The organism is Arthrobacter sp. ISL-95, assembly GCF_018613695.1.
Classification (GTDB): domain Bacteria; phylum Actinomycetota; class Actinomycetes; order Actinomycetales; family Micrococcaceae; genus Arthrobacter.
The window spans coordinates 39,444-59,834 of the sequence record NZ_JAGGPR010000017.1; the positions used below are offsets into that span (position 1 = coordinate 39,444).

The 20,391-nt window shown below is 63.6% G+C and carries 15 protein-coding genes and 1 pseudogene; 5 read left to right on the forward strand and 11 right to left on the reverse strand.

Annotation, left to right across the window (positions count from 1 at the left end):
* Positions 1 to 54: 54 nt before the first annotated feature.
* Positions 55 to 2,775: an FG-GAP-like repeat-containing protein gene (locus J7I86_RS20325; RefSeq protein ID WP_214822672.1), complete on the reverse strand. Its 2,721-nt coding sequence runs from the start codon at positions 2,773 to 2,775 to the stop codon at positions 55 to 57.
* 226 nt (positions 2,776 to 3,001) lie between these two features.
* On the opposite strand from J7I86_RS20325, the gene J7I86_RS20330 reads away from it, so the two are divergent.
* Positions 3,002 to 3,238: a hypothetical protein gene (locus J7I86_RS20330; protein WP_017197342.1), complete on the forward strand. Its 237-nt coding sequence runs from the start codon at positions 3,002 to 3,004 to the stop codon at positions 3,236 to 3,238.
* Between the two features lie 23 nt (positions 3,239 to 3,261).
* On the opposite strand, the gene J7I86_RS20335 is transcribed toward J7I86_RS20330, so the two are convergent.
* Both J7I86_RS20335 and J7I86_RS20340 read right to left on the reverse strand, forming a co-directional pair.
* Positions 3,262 to 3,549, reverse strand: coding sequence for a MoaD/ThiS family protein (locus tag J7I86_RS20335; protein WP_214822673.1), 288 nt, complete (start codon positions 3,547 to 3,549; stop codon positions 3,262 to 3,264).
* Positions 3,550 to 3,556: 7 nt separating this feature from the next.
* Positions 3,557 to 4,789 (reverse strand): sialidase family protein, encoded by a 1,233-nt coding sequence (locus tag J7I86_RS20340; RefSeq protein WP_286180072.1) that lies wholly within the window; start codon positions 4,787 to 4,789, stop codon positions 3,557 to 3,559.
* Positions 4,790 to 5,035: 246 nt separating this feature from the next.
* On the opposite strand from J7I86_RS20340, the gene metH reads away from it, so the two are divergent.
* A complete protein-coding gene (gene metH / locus J7I86_RS20345) occupies positions 5,036 to 8,710 on the forward strand; it encodes a methionine synthase (RefSeq protein WP_214822674.1) in 3,675 nt (1,224 codons plus the stop codon).
* Positions 8,711 to 8,719: 9 nt separating this feature from the next.
* On the opposite strand, the gene J7I86_RS20350 is transcribed toward metH, so the two are convergent.
* Positions 8,720 to 11,632 carry an ATP-binding cassette domain-containing protein gene (locus J7I86_RS20350; RefSeq protein ID WP_214822675.1) on the reverse strand — a complete coding sequence of 971 codons (2,913 nt, stop codon included), beginning with the start codon at positions 11,630 to 11,632 and terminating at the stop codon, positions 8,720 to 8,722.
* On the reverse strand, positions 11,629 to 12,180 hold the full coding sequence (locus tag J7I86_RS20355) for a hypothetical protein (protein WP_214822676.1): 552 nt from the start codon (positions 12,178 to 12,180) through the stop codon (positions 11,629 to 11,631). Before J7I86_RS20355 ends, J7I86_RS20350 begins: the two co-directional genes overlap by 4 nt.
* Positions 12,181 to 12,311: 131 nt before the next feature.
* On the opposite strand from J7I86_RS20355, the gene J7I86_RS20360 reads away from it, so the two are divergent.
* Positions 12,312 to 13,091: an isocitrate lyase/phosphoenolpyruvate mutase family protein gene (locus J7I86_RS20360; RefSeq protein WP_214822677.1), complete on the forward strand. Its 780-nt coding sequence runs from the start codon at positions 12,312 to 12,314 to the stop codon at positions 13,089 to 13,091.
* A gap of 37 nt (positions 13,092 to 13,128) precedes the next feature.
* Here the strand turns inward: J7I86_RS20360 and J7I86_RS20365 are convergent, their stop codons facing one another.
* Positions 13,129 to 14,052 carry a LysR family transcriptional regulator gene (locus tag J7I86_RS20365; protein WP_214822678.1) on the reverse strand — a complete coding sequence of 308 codons (924 nt, stop codon included), beginning with the start codon at positions 14,050 to 14,052 and terminating at the stop codon, positions 13,129 to 13,131.
* A gap of 182 nt (positions 14,053 to 14,234) precedes the next feature.
* Here J7I86_RS20365 and J7I86_RS20370 point away from each other — a divergent pair, with 182 nt between their 5' ends.
* Positions 14,235 to 14,567 (forward strand): YgjV family protein, encoded by a 333-nt coding sequence (locus J7I86_RS20370; RefSeq protein WP_214822679.1) that lies wholly within the window; start codon positions 14,235 to 14,237, stop codon positions 14,565 to 14,567.
* 40 nt (positions 14,568 to 14,607) lie between these two features.
* On the opposite strand, the gene J7I86_RS20375 is transcribed toward J7I86_RS20370, so the two are convergent.
* Positions 14,608 to 14,808: a hypothetical protein gene (locus tag J7I86_RS20375; RefSeq protein WP_214822680.1), complete on the reverse strand. Its 201-nt coding sequence runs from the start codon at positions 14,806 to 14,808 to the stop codon at positions 14,608 to 14,610.
* 133 nt (positions 14,809 to 14,941) lie between these two features.
* Between J7I86_RS20375 and J7I86_RS20380 the strand changes: the two genes are divergently transcribed.
* Positions 14,942 to 15,448, forward strand: coding sequence for a universal stress protein (locus J7I86_RS20380; protein ID WP_214822681.1), 507 nt, complete (start codon positions 14,942 to 14,944; stop codon positions 15,446 to 15,448).
* Between the two features lie 319 nt (positions 15,449 to 15,767).
* Here J7I86_RS20380 and J7I86_RS20385 read toward each other — a convergent pair.
* From J7I86_RS20385 to J7I86_RS20405, 4 genes and pseudogenes are all read right to left on the reverse strand, one after another.
* A pseudogene (locus J7I86_RS20385) lies at positions 15,768 to 16,606 on the reverse strand (nitrilase-related carbon-nitrogen hydrolase).
* A 79-nt stretch (positions 16,607 to 16,685) separates the two neighbouring features.
* Positions 16,686 to 18,077: a GntP family permease gene (locus J7I86_RS20395; protein WP_214822684.1), complete on the reverse strand. Its 1,392-nt coding sequence runs from the start codon at positions 18,075 to 18,077 to the stop codon at positions 16,686 to 16,688.
* A 23-nt stretch (positions 18,078 to 18,100) separates the two neighbouring features.
* Positions 18,101 to 18,736, reverse strand: coding sequence for a bifunctional 4-hydroxy-2-oxoglutarate aldolase/2-dehydro-3-deoxy-phosphogluconate aldolase (locus J7I86_RS20400; protein ID WP_214822685.1), 636 nt, complete (start codon positions 18,734 to 18,736; stop codon positions 18,101 to 18,103).
* Positions 18,733 to 20,388 (reverse strand): amidohydrolase family protein, encoded by a 1,656-nt coding sequence (locus J7I86_RS20405; protein ID WP_214822686.1) that lies wholly within the window; start codon positions 20,386 to 20,388, stop codon positions 18,733 to 18,735. Before J7I86_RS20405 ends, J7I86_RS20400 begins: the two co-directional genes overlap by 4 nt.
* Positions 20,389 to 20,391: the final 3 nt, after the last annotated feature.

A 20,391-nucleotide genomic window follows, 5' to 3' on the forward strand; every position in this document is an offset into this window, starting at 1 on the left:
GCTTGGAGCATGGAAATGCCCGGCACGTCCTGTGACGTGCCGGGCATTTGGCTGCTACCGCGGGTCCAGCACCACCGTTTGGAAGGCCCCCTGGCCAGTGCCGACGTAAAGGAACAGGGTTCCGTCACCGGCTATGCCAACCACGGAGGGATTCCCCGTTCCTGTAAAGCCATTCCCCAAGGCGGCGAAGGTAGTGAACATGTTCCATCCCGCCCCCATGGACGCCCGGGCCAGGAAGCCTCCACTACCGTTGCCCGGGTAGAGCCACAGTGCGCCATCAGTTCCGCGGGCCATGATGTCTTCCCGGCCATCACCGTTGAAGTCACCGCCCTGCATGACTGAATCGAAGATGTTCCAGCCGGTGCCGATCTGCCGCCACGGCTGGAAACCACCGGCGCCGTTGCCCGGGTAGAGCCACAGGCTCCCGTCGGCAGCCCGCGCCACAAGATCCGCTTTGCCGTCGCCGGAAAAATCACCCGGCGCAAGGATCTGCGTGAACCCTTGCCACCCTGTACCGATCTGCTTCCGGGCCAGGAACTGGCCGCGACCATCTGTGGGATACAACCACAGCGCCCCATCGGAAGTACGAGCCACGAGGTCCGGGTGACCATCGCCGTCGAAATCTCCTGCACTAAGCACCGAGGTGAACGCGGCCCACCCCGAGCCCACTTGGACTCTCGGCAGGAATCCACCGGAACCGTTGCCGGGGTAAAGCCACAACACGCCGTTGGTGCCGCGCGCAAGGACGTCCGCTACAGCATCGCCGTCGAAGTCTCCTGCTTCCAGCACCTGGCTGAACTGGTTCCACCCGGCCCCAATGGCCAATCGATCGGCAAATCCCGAACCGCTGCCCGGGAAGAGGCGCATGGTTCCGGACGACGTAGCCGTCAGCACGTCCGGCTTAGCATCACCGGTGAAGTCCTGCCCGCCCACGATGTCGCCCACGGAGTTCCAACCGCTTCCGACGGCGACGCGCGGCACGAAGCCACCCCAGCCGTTTCCTGGGTACAAGTAGAGAGTGCCGTCGCTTGCCCGCGCGAGCAGTCCGGCCCCAGCGCCGCCAAAGGAGCCGTCAGAGGTGACGCTGGTGAAGCCGTTCCAGCCCGAGCCGGCCTGAGACCACGTCCGGAATCCGCCCTGACCATCGCTTGGATAAAGCCACAGGCTGCCATCGGGCTTGATGGCCATGAGATCGGGCCGTGCATCGCCGTCGAAGTCCCCCACACCGATGAGGTTTGAGAAGCCCTGCCAACCGGATCCGATCTGCCGTTTGGCGAGGAAACCTCCGCGTCCATCGCCCGGATACAGCCACAAGGCGCCGTCGCTGGTGCGCGCCAGGATGTCCCCGCGGCCGTCGCCATCAAAGTCCGAAATGCCGGTGATGGCATCAAAAATGTTCCAGCCCGAGCCAACCTCACGGGGGTTGTTGAGTCTGTTACCGGGCAGCCCCGCGTACAACATGAGCGAGCCGTCCGCCTCGCGGGAGAGGACATCGGCGAGCTTGTCACCGTCGAAGTCGCCCACCGAGAAGCGGATCTTCGCCGTGAGCTTGGGATCGGCAAAGATAGTGACCGACGCCGATGTGGCGGACACCGAATTGATGGTCACCTGCGTGCCGGTATAGGTGGTGAAAGTACTGCCGGCCTGCCACGTGTGATGAGTGGCGTACCAAGGCTCCGGGAACGGCTTGGTGGACGGCATGAGGATCAGGGATGAAGCGACGGTGGCTCCGCCGCGTTGGACGATCTTGACGCCCCGGTTTCCGGGTGGCTTGCCGGAGTCGTCGAGGTAGCTGTCATAGCCGGCGGCCTGCCGCAGCTCCAGGTAGTAGACCTCTTTGCTGATGGGGTCCGTGAACTTGATGGCACGCTGGGCTTCGGTTCCGCCCCAGGGTTTAAGCGTGTAGGTCTTGGCGCCCGTGGCAACGCCAACATCACGGATCTCATCTCCCCGGCCAAGCCCCGCAAAGTCCCACAGCGAGCTGCTCACCACGGGCGATTCGAATTGGGCAGCACCCATGATGTCCGTGGTGTCGCCGTACTCCCGGATGTAGCACGAGGGGTCCGTGAAGCGGCCGTTGGCGTCTACCCCGACATCGGACACCCCACTGCCGCACTGCAATGCGTCCGCGTGCATCAGGCCGATGACGTGCCCGAACTCATGGCTCATCACGTTGTTCGTGAACCCGCTGATTTGCGGCAGAAGGACCCGGCCGCTGTAACTTCCGCTGCTGTATCCGGCGCCCAGGGCGTTTCCGGACAGAGTGGATGTGGGAATGAAAATCACCAATGCCGTGTACGGGCTTGCCGACCAATTAAGCTCGCTGGTGATAGTGGAAATGATGGTGCTGTAGCTATCGGTGGACTTCGCCTTGGACTGATGGCCGGCGACTTTGGTGTTCACCGTCATGGACAGTTTGTTGGCCGTCATCGCTTTCCAGTAGTTGCTGGTCGCGACCACCGCTTGCTCGGCACTGGTCATGGACACCGCGTTGGTGTTGTCCGCCAGCTTGGCCGTGACCAGCCGTACCCGGATGTCACCGCTGGGCCCTGCTGCCGCCGCGCCGACGTCGGGACCGGTGTTGAACGGCGTCGCACGCTCGGGGGGATTCTCGAACTCATGCTCTGAGTGCGGGGTCCCCTCCACGAATTGGACGTTCGGATTGTCCGGCCCGGGCAACGGCACCGCCGTCGCGGGGGTCTGTACAAAAAACAGGCCGGTGGCAAACACCACCAAGCCTGTAGACAACGCGATTGATCGCCTTAGAGCACCCATTCGATCTCCCTGAGCCGGAGCCTGTGGTCCCTGTGAGTCTCAGCAACCGAGATCAGGCTACAACCGGGTAGTCATCGAGACCGGCAGGCGGGGCTGTTAACGTGGAAACCCAACCATCCCGGAATGCTAACGGGACCCTAACCGGGCCGAAATACCGTGGCAACATTGCCGCGCCACACTGGAAGAGCCGGCAAGTGCAGGCACCAGCTCCAGCCAGGAGGACACCATGCTGAAGGAAGCCACCACTCACACAACACGTATACGCGCGATCAGCCAGCTCCACCGCGGCGACGAAATCGAAGCCCGCCTGTCCGTGGGACCCGCTTACGACGACGTAGTGATCCGCCGCGGACGCGTCCAGGAAACGGCACCGGGAATCGGTGTGGTGTGGATCATGGACCACGCCTCCGGGATGCGGAAAGCCATCAATACCGACGAATGCAGTGTTTGGCGTGTCGCCTGATCCGGCTTGACCGCAAACCCTTCTCAGCCGCCAGCCACGGATTGGATGATCAAAACCTCCTGGCCAGGCGCAACCTCCGTATCAAGACCTTTCACACGCCGGATCTCATCACCGTTCACGTAAATATTCACGTAGCGGCGCAGCGCACCGGTTTCATCACGCAAACGCCTGGCCAGCACCGGATAATCTCCGGTTACCGAGTCCAGCAACTGTCCAACGGTCACAGCCCCGTCGGCGGACGCAGTCAGATAGGACTGTCCGCCGACGAGCGGCTGCAGGACGCCAGGCAACAGGACCGTAAAGTCAGCCACGACAGGCCTAACCAGGCACCGTGGCTTGGTCTTCGGGGTCCGGATCGCGAGTCTCTGCTGCGGCCTCCACGATTTCTTCAGCTTCCGCCACCAGTGTGGCTTCCGCCGCTGCCAGCGGGTTTTCCGCCCCTGCCGCGTGTCCAACCACGACGGCGGCACGCACGCAGAGCACGTCCGGCAAGTGAGATGCCACTTCAGCAAAGGTCTCGCCCTCGTCAGCGCTGGCATACACGGCGCCCCCGCGGGTTCCGAAGTACACGCCAGTGGGTTCGGCAGTGTCTACGGACGCCGCGTCCCGCAGCACGGCGTTGTACTCGTGGTCCGGCAGACCTGTGTGCAGCTCTTTCCACGTTCCGCCAGCATCGTCTGTGCGGTGGACACTGAGCTTGCTGTCCGGCGGAATGCGTTCGCCGTCAGCCTTCAACGGGATCACCCAGGCCGTGCCCTCGCGGCGGGGATGAGTCAGCATGACGAAGCCGAAGTCGGCCGGGAGTCCGTCCGCGATTGAATCCCAGTTCTCACCGCCATCATCCGTGCGGTACACCCCATGATGGTTCTGCGCATACAAACGGTCCTCGACGGCGGCATCCGCCGCGATCTTGTGCACGCATTGGCCGAACTCGGGGTTGGGATCGGGCATGAAGTAGGCCGAAATTCCCTTGTTGCGCGCCTCCCAGGAGGCACCGCCGTCGAGCGATCTGTAAACGCCGCCCGTGCTCATGGCGATGTGAACCTTCTCCCCGGAAGGATCAACCACAATGGAGTGCGCCGCTGCTCCGCCGTAGCCGGCGCCCCATTCGCTGCGGTGAGGGTGGTCCCAGAGTCCGCGGTTCAGCTCGAAGTGCTCGCCGCCGTCGGTTGATTTCCATACAGAAATTGGCTCGCACCCGGCCCAGACAACTCCGGGGCGGGACTCGGCGTCGGGGTATATCTGCCAGATGCGCTCCAACGCGGCGTCGGTGCCGTCCGGAAACTTGATGGCGCCTTGCTCGGGCTCGGTCCATGTGGCGCCGAGGTCATCCGAGTGGGCCACTGTGGGTCCCCAGTGCTCGGACCGGACACCCACCATGATTCGTGTTTTGCCGTCCCGTGTATCTATCCCGATGCTGGGAATCTCACTCATCAGGAAGTGCGGGCCGGAGAGGGACCATTCTTTGCGGTCCGTGCTGTTTGCCAGCCACAGGCCTTTCTTGGTCCCGATCGCGATGACGTAACTCTCTGCGGTAGCCATGAACCCCATCGAACCATCAGGGCGTGTGGGTGGCAACGATTTTTTGGGCGTATGTGGATAGTCCTTTTTCGGGCAAGAACAACCCTTACGGTTACAGTGCGGCCCAACTCTGAATCGTGACGCGAAAATCAGAAAAAACTTTTTCGCGGGTGTGGTGAGTGCGGACAGAGTGGACCCGTTGCCCACCTTTCATGAAAGTCCGTAGTACATGGACACACGACGCATAGTGTCGGGCCTCCCCCGTAACCTGTTCTTATGGCCCGTTTTGCACTCGATATTGATGCTGTCACACGCCCCGTCCGCTCCCAGTCACTGCTGGATGCGGTGAACCACCGGGTGGTCATTGCCGATGGCGCAATGGGCACTATGCTCCAGGACCGGGAGTTGTCACTGGAGACCGACTTCCAAAACCTTGAGGGCTGTAACGAGATCCTCAATGACACCCGTCCGGATGTCATCGCAGACATCCACGACGCCTATTTCGCGGTGGGAATCGACGCCGTCGAAACCAATACCTTCGGCGCCAACTGGTCCAACCTGTCCGATTACGGCATTGATGACCGCATTGAGGAGCTCGCCCGCAAGGGTGCAGCCATTGCGCGCGAACGTGCGGAGGCCGCCGAGGCAGTAGACGGCAGGATGCGCTGGGTTCTGGGGTCCATGGGGCCCGGGACGAAGCTTCCCAGCCTCGGCCACACCAGTTACGACTACCTCAAGCAGACCTTCGCTTTGCAGGCAGAGGGCTTGATCAACGGCGGTGCCGACGCGTTCCTCATCGAGACCAGCCAGGATCTTCTGCAGACCAAGGCCGCAGTTAACGGCTGCAAGCAAGCGATCGTCTCCCGCGGCGTCCGCCTCCCCATCTTTGTGGAGGTGACGGTGGAAACCACCGGAACCATGCTGATGGGTTCGGAGATCGGCGCTGCCCTCACCGCACTGGAGCCACTCGGCGTCGACGCCATCGGGTTGAACTGCGCCACCGGTCCGGATGAGATGAGCGAGCACCTTCGCCACCTGTCCAAGCAGTCTTCCGTGGCCATCGCCTGCATGCCCAACGCCGGGCTGCCGATCCTTGGCGCGAACGGCGCCCACTATCCGCTCTCCCCCACCGAACTCGCCACGGCGCATGAGCAGTTCGTACGCGAATTCGGCTTGGGCCTGGTGGGCGGCTGTTGCGGTACGACGCCGGCGCACATGGCCGCCGTCGTCGAACGTCTTGAAACCTTCCGCACCAACGGCAAAACGCCCGACGGCGGAACATCCGACGGCGTGACCGTCACCGGCGGCGCGAAAAGCGCACGCATACCCACCGAACGCGAAGCGGGCGTCGCTTCCCTTTATCACCACGTGCCGTTCGACCAGGAGTCCGCCTACCTTGCCATCGGTGAGCGAACCAACGCCAACGGTTCCAAGGCGTTCCGCCAAGCCATGCTGGAAGAGCGCTGGGATGACTGCGTGGATATCGCCCGCGAGCAGGTCCGAGTGGGGGCTCACCTGCTGGACGTGTGCATCGACTACGTGGGGCGCGACGGCGTCGCAGACATCAAGGAAATCGTCTCGCGTTTCGCGTCCGCATCAACGCTTCCCTTGGTGATCGACTCCACCGAACCACCCGTGCTGCAGGCCGGGCTCGAACACATTGGCGGACGCCCTGTGGTCAACTCCGTCAACTATGAGGACGGTGACGGCCCGGACAGCCGCTTTGCGCGCATCATGCCGCTTGTGAAGGAACACGGGACAGCAGTGATTGCCCTGACCATCGACGAACAAGGGCAAGCCCGCACCACTGAAGGCAAGGTGGCCATCGCTTCCCGCCTGGTGGATTCGCTGGTGGGTGAATGGGGAATGCGCGTCGAGGACATCATTGTGGACGCCCTGACGTTCCCCATCGCCACCGGCCAGGAAGAAACCCGCCGGGATGGCATCGAAACCATCGAGGCCATCCGCCAGATCACCACCAAGTACCCCGGTATTCAGACCACCTTGGGTGTCTCCAACGTGTCCTTCGGCCTGAACCCTGCCGCGCGCATGGTGCTGAACTCAGTGTTCCTTCATGAGGCGGTGCAGGCCGGCCTGTCCAGCGGCATCATCGACGCAGCGAAGATCGTCCCGCTCGCGTCGCTGCCGGATGAACAGCGCAAAGTGGCCTTGGACCTCGTATGGGACCGCCGCGAGTACGACTCCGACGGCAATGTCACGTATGACCCCTTGGCCATCATGCTCGACCTCTTCGCCGGCGTCGATACTGCAGCGCTCAAGGACCAGCGCGCAGCGGAACTCGCCGCGCTGCCCACCGGGGAACGTTTGCAGCGGCGCATCATTGACGGCGAGGGCAAAGGCCTCGAGGAGGACCTGGACCTCGCACGCAGCGAAGGCATGACCCCGCTGGGCATCATCAACGACCAACTGCTGGAGGGCATGAAGGTTGTGGGTGAGCGCTTCGGCGCCGGTGAGATGCAGCTTCCGTTCGTGCTGCAATCCGCCGAGGTGATGAAGAACGCGGTGGCACTGCTCGAGCCGCACATGGAGAAGTCTGACTCTTCGGGCAAGGGCACCATGGTGATCGCCACCGTTCGCGGCGATGTGCACGATATTGGCAAGAACCTGGTGGACATCATCCTCACCAACAACGGCTACAAAGTGGTGAACATCGGCATCAAACAGGGCATTGCCGAGATCATGGCCGCAGCGGAAGAGCATGACGCGGATGTGATCGGCATGTCCGGCCTGCTGGTGAAGTCCACCGTGGTGATGAAGGAAAACCTTGCCGAGCTCCAGTCCAGGGGCCTGGCGAAGAAGTGGCCCATCATCCTTGGCGGCGCTGCCCTGACCCGCGCCTACGTGGAGCAGGACCTGGCCGAGCAGTTTGAAGGGACCGTCAGGTACGCCAAGGACGCGTTTGAGGGCCTGGCCCTCATGGAACCGTTGGTGCAGGTGGCCCGCGGTGCTGACCCGGACGCCGTCGGGCTTCCGCCGCTGAAGAAGCGGATCCATAAGAGTGGCCCCAAGTTCACCGTGACCGAGCCCGAAGCGATGCCCGGCCGGTCCGACGTCGCCGCCGATAATCCCGTCCCGTCCCCGCCGTTCTGGGGCACACGCATTGTTCGCGGTGTCGCGTTGCACGACTACGCTGCGTTGCTGGATGAACGCGCCACCTTTATGGGTCAGTGGGGACTCAAGCCCGGCCGCGGCGATGACGGCGCCTCCTACGAGGAACTGGTGGAGCTCGAGGGACGGCCTCGCCTGCGGTACTGGCTGGACCGTATTCTCGGCGAAGGAATGCTTGACGCGTCCGTTGCTTACGGCTATTTCCCGGTGGTGGCCGAAGGAGAGCAGGTGGTGGTTCTACACCACGGCGAGGACAACGATGGCGCCCTCGGCTCCCCGGGGCTGCTCGCCCCGGATGGTGGCTCAGGCGGCCCACTCGGCACCGAGCGGCTGCGCTTCGACTTCCCACGCCAGCGGCGGGACCGGCATTTGTGCCTTGCCGACTTCGTGCGCTCCCGGGAATCCGGCCAGATCGACGTCCTGCCGGTGCAACTGGTCACCGCCGGTGCGAAAATCGAGGAATTCACGTCCAAAATGTTCGCCGCCAACCAATACCGTGACTACTACGAGCTCAACGGCCTGGTCATGCAGCTCACCGAGGCACTGGCTGAATTCTGGCACGCGCGGATCCGCTCCGAGCTGGGTTTCGCCGCCGAAGAGCCGAAGGACAAGGCCGGATACTTCAAGCTCGAATACCGAGGTGCCCGGTTCTCGCTGGGCTACCCGGCATGCCCTGACATGGAGGACCGCCGCAAGGTCACCGAGTTACTGAAGCCCGAACGGATGGGCGTGGTCCTCAGCGACGAACTCATGCTGCACCCGGAGCAGTCCACGGACGCGTTCGTGTTCCACCACCCGGAGGCCAAGTACTTCAAGGTGTGAGCCGGCACCTCAAGGTGTGGGTTGGCGCTGGTCCTTGGCTGGGGTGTGGTGCGTCCGGGCGTTTTTCGTGCCCGGACCAGCACTTGGGTTGGCGCTTGCGTTGGCTCTTGGATGGCCACTTGAGTTGGACAGGGGCTTCGCCCGCCGGAAGGCGGCCAGGATAGCCCGTCCCACTACCGCGATCCCGATGATGGTGGTGATGGCGCGCAAGGTGTCCCAGCCCGCCGTCGAGGTCACCAGTGAGTACAGCAGGAAGCTGCTGAGGTTGGTGGCCAGCGGAGCCCCCGGCGCATAGGAGATCCCGGTTCCGGCGCCCACGGCGAAGGGCCAGAACCATAGGTTGGTGAGCAGCCCGAACACGTAGGATGCCACAACGCCGTAGCCGCACAGCATCCACAGCTCGGCACGCCCCCGGACCCCGCGCGGGAGCAGCCCCGCACCCGCTCCCACCCAGGCGCACGCGAAAATCTGGAACGGCGACCACGGGCCAACACCGCTCCACAAGACGCTGGAAACGGCGATGGTCAGCGCGCCCAGGAGCATGCCGAAACGAGGGCCGAAAGCCCTTCCGGCCAGTATCAGCAGGATGAACACTGCTTCCACTCCCCCGACGCCGGTGCTCGCCACCCGGACCGCCGAACCTACTGCTGCCAAGACGCCGAGCAAAGCCACGGTGTGGGCGGAACGGACAGAACCGTCGAGAGTAAGGACGACGGCGACGACGGCGAGTGGTGCGATCGCCAGTGCAGCGAACGGGACGGCCGCGGCAGCATCCTGGGGCAAGGCCGCTGCGAGCAACGGCCAGCTGAACGCGCCGAGGGCAAGAAGGTTGGCGGCCGCGAGGATGGCTAGTTCCACGGGCCGGGGCAGCTTGCGTTGCGGGGCCCGCTTTACGCCCCCAACCACGGAAATACCACGCAGAGCAGGCCCCACACCGTGGGGGATCAGGTGGGTCGGCGGCGCGGAAACAGGGGCTGGTGCCACCCCGTCGTTCATCTGAACAATTCGTGCGCCGAGGCCGCTGGCGAAATCGTGATCGTGGGTGGCGATCAGGACCGCAGTACCGTCGTCCGCTGCCCTGCGCAGGGTCATGGATACTGCTTCGCGAGCCTTGGGATCGAGTCCTCGGGTGGGCTCATCGATCAGGAGGACTTGTGGGTCACCCATGGTTTGGAGGGCGATAGCCAGGATCCGCCGTTCGCCTGCCGACAGGTCCCGTGGGTGCTCGTTCGCAGTTGGAATGGAATCACTTCCCCGCAAACGGACCAGGCGGGACTCGGCAGATTGCGGCACAATCTCTGCATTGCCAGCGCCGTTCCCTGCATTGCCAACGCCGTGCGCGTCGTTTTGCCGCCGGGCACGTGCCTGGCGACGATCCGCCGAACGAAGCTCGCCGGCCACTGTATCCCTGGTGAAAAGGTCGTCAGAAGCGTCGGGGACCAAGGCGGGTCGGCCGCCGGCCACGGTGCCGCTGGCTCCTTCACCGAGAGCGAGTGCCACCAGGAGCGAGGACTTCCCGGCGCCGTTCGGCCCCACCAGGGCAACAATTTCACCGGCGTGCAGGGTCAGCGAGGCATCACGGACCAGCGGCTTTCCGTCCCGGTGCACGGAGAGTTGTGTCGCCGTAAGCACAGGCTCCTGCTGTGGTGACGGTGCCGAAGGGGCAGCGGCAGTGCAGGCTGAACTGACCTCAGTGAAGCGCGAAGGTGAGGGCGCAGCGCCTTCTACCAGCCCGTCGTCGTCGATTGTCCACCACGAGTCCGCAACGGGTATCAGGGGTTCTGCCCGGTGTTCGGCCACGATGACGCAGACGCCGGACTCCCGCGCCAGGTGGTCAAGGACGGCGATGACACGGGAGCGGGCGGACGTGTCCAGATCGGCCAGCGGCTCGTCCACCAGGAGAAGGTTCGGTTGTTGCACCACGGCGGCGGCGATGGCCACGAGGGTGGCTTCGCCTGCGGAGAGAGTGCTCAGTTTGCGGTCCAGGAGGGCGGAGACCCCAACGCGCTCGGCGACATCCACTGTGCGGGCTTTGAAAACCTCGGACGGTACCCGGTTCAGTTCCAGCGCCAGGGAGATCTCGTCCCGAACGCGGGTGCTGGCGAACGCTGCGCGGGGATTCTGCAGGACCACGCCAACCACCCCGGCAGTATCGCGGGGCGGCGTTGAAGCGCGATCCACGCCGGCTACGCGGACCGTGCCGGCGAGTTCTCCGCCGTCGACGTGGGAGAGGAGTCCCGCGATGCCTCGCAGGATGGTGGACTTGCCGGAGCCCGTGGGGCCGGTGATGACCGTGATGGAGCCGCTGGAAGGGACGAAACGGTCAACGCGCAGCTGCGTATTCCCTATCCGGAATTGGGCGTCCGCGATCTCAAGCGGCACCTCTGCATCACCGGTGATCCGGTGCGTGGCCCGGCTCCCGAAGCCGCGCAGCTCCAACGCTGCAGCAACCCGGCCGGCATGTTCAAGGGTTCGCTCGAGGATAGGCACAAGGGCGCGGGGGCCAAGGCGTTCGCCCCGCAACCGGAAGGCCAGGCGGACGGAGCCAACAGCGTCGGCGAGCGCCGGGAGTGCCGCCCAGGCCACCACAAGGGTTCGGGCAATGCCCTGGAACGGCCCGCCTCGGGCGAGCCTAACGAAGCCCCGGGCAATGTCCACCCAGGCGTTGAGGACGCCGAACGCAAGGATCATCCCGGCAATCGGGAGGGCGGACAAAACGGCTTCCCATAGGCCAGGCACCGTTACCGGACCTAGGAAGACCACATGAGCGTACGGGGCGGGCAGCCGCACTGACGGCAGGTTCAGCAGGACCGGACCAATGGCGCCCGCTCCGTTGAAAAGGATGCGGTAGATGACCCGCGCCGCGACGAAGACGACGGCGAGCGCCGCGGCAGCCCGTAACGGCGCGGATCGAAAGGTCATGCCGTGGGTGCGGCCGGTGCGCCGTCCACCGCGAAGAGCAGTTCAAGGCTTTCTCCCGGCTTTACTTGCTGTGTTGCGAGGCCTTCCTGGGCGTAGGCCCAGTCACCGGCAGCCGGCTTGACCCAGATGGACCAGTAGGCGAATGCTGCGGGCATCTTGCCGCATTCTTCGCGGTATGTGCCGCCCTTGTGCGTGATGTCGAAGTCGACGGCGGGCACCCCGTTTACGCGGCACACCAGTTCGGTGGGGTATTGGGTTGTTCCCTCGGTTTTCACGTCGGCCAGCTCGAGGACCTTGGCGGCGGTGGTGGGGGCGTCGACGTCCACGCACACTGACTTGTTGGCGGCGTCCTGCTTCAGGGCGGCCGAGTCCACAATGACCTTCACGCCGGTACAGTTTTCGGATACTGCACTGGATGATGCCGTGGTTTCAGGTGCTGGGGAGCTGGGCGGGGTGGCGGCCGGCGTGGAACAGGCGGCGAGCGTCATGAGGAGACCAGCGGCGGCGAGGGAAGTCGCGGCGGCGGTGCGGAGCTTGGAGAAAGTCACGAGTCAAGGTTAGGGCGTTCAGTGTCCGCAGGCCCTTGGTATCGCGTTGTGTGACGTTATGCCTAGGCTGTGAGTGGCGAGTGAGCCTGGTTCCACCTGTGGATGACGGACAACGATGACGGAGAACAACGATGACTGAAGCAAACACCACTGCACGTGCACAACAGCTGAAAACCCTCCATGAAGCACCGGAAATCCTGAGTGTGGTCAACGTGTGGGACGCCATCAGTGCCCGCACTGTTGCAGAACTTCCCGAGACGAAAGCCATCGCCACTGCGGGGCATTCCATTGCCGCAGCCTTTGGCTACGCCGACGGAACCATGCCCTTGGACGTGGCGCTGGACGGAGTGAAGCGAATTGTCGACGCCGTGGATCACCCGGTCACCGCAGACCTGGACGATGGCTACGAGAACCCGGCTGAGACCATCCGCCGGGCGATCGGGATCGGCGTGGTTGGTGCAAACGTCGAAGACCGCTTGCGGCCCTTCGACGAGGCAGTTGCCCGTGTACAGGCGATAATCTCCGCCGCTGCGGACGAAGGTATTGCTTTCCAGTTGAACGCACGCACCGACGCTATCGCCCGCGGCGGGGACCGTCCCATCAAGGACAGCATTGAGGACGCCATCGCCAGGGGACGGGCGTTCCTCGACGCCGGTGCGTCGCTGGTGTTCGTGCCCGGCGCCATGACTCGTGAGGTTATCGAACCGTTGGTTGAGGGCTTGGGACACGGGAAGCTCTCCGTGATCGGCGCACCCGGCGCCCTCCCGGTAACCGAGCTCCAGGAACTTGGCGTGGCCCGCGTGTCCTATGGTCCGTTCACCCAGCGGGTGGCCCTGCGTGCCCTTCGGGATCTTGCCTCGGACCTCTATGGCTCGGGTGTGGTCCCTACTGATACACCGGCACTGAACTAGTTGAACTGACCGGTCCCGTCTGCGAAGCCGGGACCGGTCAGCCGCCCGAACGGGTATCGAACGCAGCCGCCGATTCCCGGAGCAGGCGGGCCGCCGTGTCCACTGGCAGGCTCGCTGCTTTTCTCCGGTCGAATCGGCGCAGCGCGATGTGCCGGGTCCCCAAACCGGGAACGTCCAGGATGTCCACTTGATCGTGGACCACTCCCGTCAGTGCCAGGGTGGGCACAATTGCCACCCCCTCCCCGGCAGCCACGAGTGCCAGCGCGGTGAGGGTGTCGTGGTACTGATGAACAGTCTCAATACGGGTACCTGTCGAGTGGCGTAGTCTTCCGAGCACTGCAGTGTTTGCTGCTGACGGCTCCACTCCCAGCCACGGCAAGTGAAGGCGGCTCAGGTCGATGTTGTCAGTGCCGAGCAGGCTCCCTGCGGGCACCACGAGCTTCCATGGCTCGTCCAGCAGGGGCTCCTGCACCATTCCGGCCGCCATTGGACGCTGCTCGGCCGCCGTCGAATCCTGTTCAATCACTACGGCATCGAGCTGCCGTTGACGGAGCAGCCGCATCAGCGCGGGGAAACCGTCTTCAACAATCTGGATCTGAAGTTGGGGGTACTGGCTGCGCCACTCGGGAAGTCGCGGGATCACCACTGTGCGCATGAAGCTGGTGAAGCCGCCCACCCGCACCACCCCCGCAATATTGACTTCACTCTGCATCCGGGCTCGGGCAACGTTGAGTGCCCGTTCTATTTCTTCCCCGGCCTCTGCCATGGCCAGTCCCGCAGGCGTGAGCACTGAACCTTTAGGGGTTCGCAGGAGTAGGGCCTGACCTGCCTCGTGCTCGAGTTTGCTGAGTTGTTGCGACACTGCGGACGGTGTAATCCGCAGTTCATCGGCAGCTGCAAGAACGCCGCCGGTGCGGGCAACCGCCAGAAGAACCAGCAACCTGCGGGGGTCCATATCCATGTTAAGCGCTCCTAAACATGGGATTCAGAATAATGCAATTGAACTAAAGGGGTTTCCTCCCTCAATATTGACTCACAAGCACGATTCAGTCACGCAGCATCGACCCCCGAATCAAGCACCCATCCTGGACCTCACGCCGCCCGACGGCTTCGTCAGGATGCCCAAATCCTGAAAGGACTCCCATGGAACTGCTGTTCGAAATTGCCGGTTGGACCGGCGCAGTGGCAATGCTCGGCGGCTACATGGCGGTGTCCATGGGGTGGTTGCAGGCGGGCAGCACTTTCCAGACCGTCAATCTTTTTGGTTCCTGTGCCTTCATCATCAACGGCACGCTCCACGGAGCCTGGCCGTCCGTAGTGACCAACGTGGCCTGGTTCTTGATCTCAGCCCTGGCTCTTCTGCGGATGAGGGCCAAGCTTCGGCCTGCGGGGGTTGCCGCCGAGGCTCAAGAGAGTCTCTCACTTGTCCCGGACACTGCCGCCCAGGTCATCGTCACGGCCGCCCGCTGCGCGTAGCCGGCCTACCGCGCATAGCGGGCTCACGAGGAACTGTCGGTCAGTCCACAAACTCCGATTGCGTCTCGATGAAGTCCCAATCCGCGCCGGTCAACACGCCACTGACCTTGTCCGGATGGGGTCCGCCTGCTTCGGCAATATGCTGTACTACCTGCAGCGGCAATTCATCGGCCCGCAGGTTTTCGCGCAGCCACTCTTTACTGTCCAGGTGCAGATCGAGCCACCACATGAAGATTTCCATCACGGACCACCTTTCTTCGGGTTAACGGTAGGCCGGGACTAGGGTCTCTACAAGTCTCCACGGCCGCTTGCTTTATCCCAACAGATGCGCCAACACGCTGTTCAAGCACACGCCGCAGAGCAACAATAGGGATATGGCTGCGGAAGGCTTCAGCGGACGGATTCCCTTGGTTGTAGGCGTGTTGCCGGACCAGCATGTGGAGGTCCTGCAGACTGCCCGGACCTTGGCCGAACAACTCGGAGTGCCCCTGGTTTGCGCTTATGTGGACGAGGCCAGCTACCTCGTGGAGTGGGATCCTTCGCGCGAAACACACCGGATGTCCCTGCACCCCGAAAAGGATGATGAGGACGTCGCGGCCGTCCGGGGCGACTTGGGTAAGGCAATAGCGGAGGCCATGGACGGCGGCACGGCAGATTGGACGTTGCGCCTGCTCGCGGGCGATCCTGCGCGGGCACTGGGCCGCTTGGCCTCCGATATCGACGCCTCAATGATCATCGTTGGGTCTCCCGAGCCTGGCCTGGGGCACCGTATTTCCGAAGCCCTGAACGGCTCAGTGGCGGCTTGGCTGAGTCATCACCAACGGCGCCCGGTGCTGATTGTGCCCCAAAAAAAGAGCCACGAAGCGGCCCATAAAAACTAAAGCGAAAGTACTTATTCGTGGTGGTGGCAAAGGCGTCCCACGGCACGTAGAGTAATTACTGCAGGACGGCGAAAGCTCCTGCTCAAAGACCGCTCCGGAGTGCGTATCCCCCAATAACGCACTCCGGAGCTCTTTGTTTAAGCGACGCTCGGAACCGTGCCGCCACCACTTCTTTTGACACGACGACAGCCCCGACACACCGTTTGTTCAGGCGTGTCGGGGCCGTTGTCATTTCATAGTGGGTGGTGGCGGTGCGGCTCGCGGGAAGAGCACGACGCCGTCACCCGGCTTGGGTGCCCGAGGGTCAGGTTCTGCGTTGTCAGGCAACCGGTTCGACGATGGGTAGATAGTGCTCAGGACGCCGGTGATGGCTGAAATTGAAGACGTCCCTCCGGTACCGGGTCACCATGTCCAGATCGATTTCAGCAGTAACAAGCTCGTCTCCTAGAGTCTTGGCTGCCGCCACAATCTCACCGGACGGCGCGATTATCGCGCTTCCGCCAATCTGGCTCACACCCTCTTCCGTGCCGGCTTTGGCCGTCCCTATAACCCACATTGAATTCTGGTACGCGCCTGCTTGCATAGACAGGTGATTCTGGAAATCAGTGAGGTCATTGGACTCGCTGAGATGCGGAGTGGTTGTGGGAGTGTTGTAGCCAAGACAGACAAGCTCTGCTCCCCGAAGAGCAAGTACTCTGTATGTTTCCGCCCAACGACGGTCGTTGCAGATGGCCAGCCCGATTTTTGTATCCCGCCAGGGCTGCACCCCAAACCCCAGATCTCCCACCTCGAAGTACCTCTTTTCAAGGTTCTGAAAGGGAGCACCTTCTTGAATGGTCTCGAAACCCGGCAGGTGGATCTTGCGGTAGCGATGAATAACGTCACCGTGTTCGTCTACCAATGCCGCCGTATTGAACGAGCGGTGGTCTGCAGTCCGTTCCGCGTATTTTCATAAAAAGTATCGAGTTCATCGGCGTCTTCAACCAGCCAGTGCGGGAAAAAAGGGGTCAAAGCCGCCTCTGGGAAAACCACGAGCTTAGTGCCATCTGCCGCCGCGGTCTCAAGCATTTTTATGAGACGGGCAAGGGTTTCAGGACGGGTTTCGGTCAAGGGCACTGGACCAAGCTGCGCCGCGGAAACGATGATTCGTCTGGTCATTGGACATCACTCTCTTTGAATAGGTTTGAGCGGTTTGTGGGTGTCGCCCAAGGGTGGATGTCGTGCAGCTGGCGCTACTTCACCTCACGAACGTGTACAGCAGGGCTGCCATCCCGAAGCCCACAATGGAGAGCACGGTTTCCAGGACCGTCCAGGTCTTGAGGGTGTCCTTGACTGACATGTTGAAGTACTTGGAGATGATCCAGAATCCGCCGTCGTTCACGTGGCTGGCGATGATGGAGCCGGAGGAAATGGCCACAACGATCAATGCGAGCTGTGGCTGCGAGTAGCCGGAGGCAAGGCTGGGGGCCAGGATGCCGCCGGTGGTCACGATCGCTACGGTGGCCGAGCCCTGGGCGATGCGCATGCCGGCGCTGATCACGAAGGCGGAGAGGATGATCGGAAGGCCGGCCTGGGAGAGTGAGTCTGCCACGGCCTTGCCTACGCCGGTGGCCGAGAGGACTGCGCCGAAGAACGCGCCGGCACCTACAACCAGCAGGATCATGCCCACGGGGCGCAGCGAGGAACCGGTGATTTCACTGAGTTCAGCGGAAGTCATTCCACGGCGGATTCCCAGGAGCCACATGGCAATGAGCACGGCGACGGTCAGTGCGATAGCGGGGTTGCCGAAGAACTGGAGGATGTCGCGGAAGGTGCCTGCTGGAGCGAAGATGTTGCCGAACGTGCCGCCGAGGATGAGGATCATGGGCAACCCGATGGCCAGCAGAACCAGCCCGATGGACGGCTCGTTGCCCTTGGCTTGATCCGCTTCAGGAACGATCCTGTCCTCCGGAACGGAAACCATGACGCGCTTGCCGATGTACGTACCCCACAGGATGCCCGAAGCGAACCATGCGGGGATGCCGCAAATGAGGCCCATGAGGATGATCCAGCCGAGGTCCACGCCGAACAGTCCGGCCGCTGCAACGGGGCCGGGGTGCGGCGGAAGGAAGGCGTGTGTCACAGAGAGGCCGGCCAGCAGCGGCAGCGCGTACAGGGCCAGTGACTTGCCGCCACGGATCGCGGCAACATAGACCAACGGCGCCAGGACGAAGATGCCGATGTCGAAGAACACCGGGATACCCAGCACGAAGCCGGTGATGCCCATGGCAAGAGGGGTGCCCTTTTCACCGAAGATCTTCACGAGCCTTCCGAGCAGCACCTCGGCGCCGCCGGACCGTTCCAGGATGGCACCCAGGACAGTGCCGAGCCCGATGATCACCGTGATGTGGCCCAGGATGCCGGCAAAGCCTTTTTCAATCAGGGCGTCGCTGCTCTTGGTGGCTGAGCCCACCAAGGCTTCCACGGAGATCCCGCCCACCAGAGCCACGATCACACCGGTTCCCACCAGGGCGATGAACGGTTCGAGCTTAACCTTGATGATCAGGAAGAGCAGAAGGGCGATGCCGGCGCCTGCGAGGAGGAGCAGGCCGGCGGTATCGTGCCGCAGCCATTCGAGAAATTCATTCATGGACGTTTCTTTCTGGGTGAGTCCTACTTGAGGGTGCCGGTGAAGGCTGCGGCACGGGCCGCGATGTCTGCCCAGTCACCTGCAGCAACTGCCGCGGGCGGAACTACGCTGGTGCCGCAGCAGACTGCGGCAGCACCGGCGTCGAGGTAGCTCTTGGCGTTGGAGGCGTCTATGCCTCCCGAAGGCAGCAAGCGGATCCCCGGGTAGGGGCCCTGCAGGTCCTTCAAGTACGCCGGTCCGAGCTGTCGGGCGGGAAAAATTTTGACGGCGGCGGACCCCAGGTCCAGGGCCTGCGCCACCTCGGTAGGGGTCATGGCGCCGAGGCTGAACGGGATGCCTGCGGCTACTGCGACGGCGGCGACCTCTGGCCTGAGGCCCGGCGTCACCAGGAACTGCGCGCCGGCGTCGATCGCTGCGCGGGCTTGGTCGGCGGTCATCACAGTGCCGATTCCGACGGCGGCGCCGTGTTCTGCTGCCGTGTCCGCGGCGCGCTGCACGTGCTTGAGCACATCCGGGGTGGTGAACGTCAGTTCGACGCTGCGGATACCGCCGTCTGCCAGTGCCCGGCAGAGGTCAGCGGCGTCCGTGATGGACGGGGCACGGACCACGGCCAGGGTACGGTCGGCTTCGAGCTGCTGGAGGAATTGTTCGGGGGTCATGATTGTCCTTCTCTGGTGAGGCCGTCGCTGCTGCGGCGAAGGGCACGGCCGGTGCGGGCGCCGGTGGGCTTGCCGCCGTCGATCGCTGCCGTGCCGTTGACGAAGACGTACTGGATGCCGCTGGCGGCCTGGCGTGGGTTCTCAAAAGTGGCTTCATCGCGGACGGTTTCCGGATCAAAGAGCACGACGTCGGCGGCGAACCCTTCGCGGACAAGTCCCCTGTTGTGGAGCTTGAGCCGCGCGGCGGGACGGCCACTGAGGTGATGGACCATTTCCTCGAGGCTCAACAGTCCGAGGTCCCGTGAATAGTGGCCGAGGTAGCGCGGGAACGTGCCCCAAGCGCGAGGGTGTGGCTTGGCGCCAACCAGGAGCCCGTCACTGCCGCCGGTGTGGGTGCGGTGCTTCATGATGGCCTGGACGTTTTCCTCGTGGCCCACGTGCTGGAGGATGCCGGTGCCCAGGCGGTCTTTGGTGAGGATCTGCGCGAACACGTCGAAGGGCTCGCACCCGGTTGTGGAGGCGATGTCCCGGATGGTCTTGCCCACGTAGCCTGCGAGCGCTGCGTTCTGGACTCCACTGATTTCCAGGGTGTCCCACTCGGCAACCACGCCGTGGCAGCCGTCGGAGCCGTAGATCTCCACGGATTCGCGGATGCGTGCGCGGGTTACCGGGTCTGCCAGGCGCGCCAGTGTGGCCTCGGTTCCGCCGGATGACGCCCAGCTCGGCAGGATCGCGCTCAAGGTGGTGGCCCCGGGGAGGTACGGGTAGGTGTCCAAGGTGATGTCCACGCCTTCATCGAGGGCGGAATCGATCAGCTCCAGGAGTTCCCCGGCCCGGCCCTTGTTTTCCGCGAAGTTCATGGTGGCGTGGGATAGGTGGAGGGCGCAGCCGGTGTCGCGGCTGAGCTCGATCATCTCGGCGTAGGCACCCAATGCGCCCTTGCCGTAGGAGCGGTGGTGTGGTGCGTAGAAACCGCCCAGTTCGCCCACGGCCCGGCAGAGACCAGCGAGTTCCTCGGTCTGTGCGTACATTCCCGGGGTGTAGGTGAGGCCTGAGGACATTCCCACGGCGCCCTCTTCCATGGCCGCGCGGATTACGTCCTGCATCTGCTGCTGTTGCTCCGGCGTGGGGTCACCTTCGGCGAAGCCCATCACCATGGCCCGGACGGTTCCCTGGGGAACGAGGTAGGCGGCGTTGGTGGCGATTCGGCCTCCGTCCTTCACCGCGTCCAGCCGGTCGAGGTACTCCCCCACGCTTCGCCAATTCCAGTCAAAATCGGCCGGGTTGTCGTTCCAACCGGCGATCTTCTCGCGGACACCCGCCAACGTGGCATCGTCCACCGGCGCGTAAGACAGACCGTCCTGGCCCAGCAATTCCGTGGTGACACCCTGGCTGAGCTTGGCGTAGTGATCCCTGGTAATCAGCAGCTGGAGGTCGGAGTGCGCGTGCATGTCGATGAAGCCGGGGCTCAAGACCAGGTCTGTGGCGTCGATGACGCGGTCGGCACCGGTTTCCACCGCGGCAGAACCAGCGGTGAGAGTTCCGGCATCGGCGACGACGGCAATCACCGCGCCGTCCAGCAGGACGTCCGCACGGCGGCGGTCCGCTCCGGTTCCATCCACCAAGGTGGCATTGCTGATGAGGGTCTTCATGGT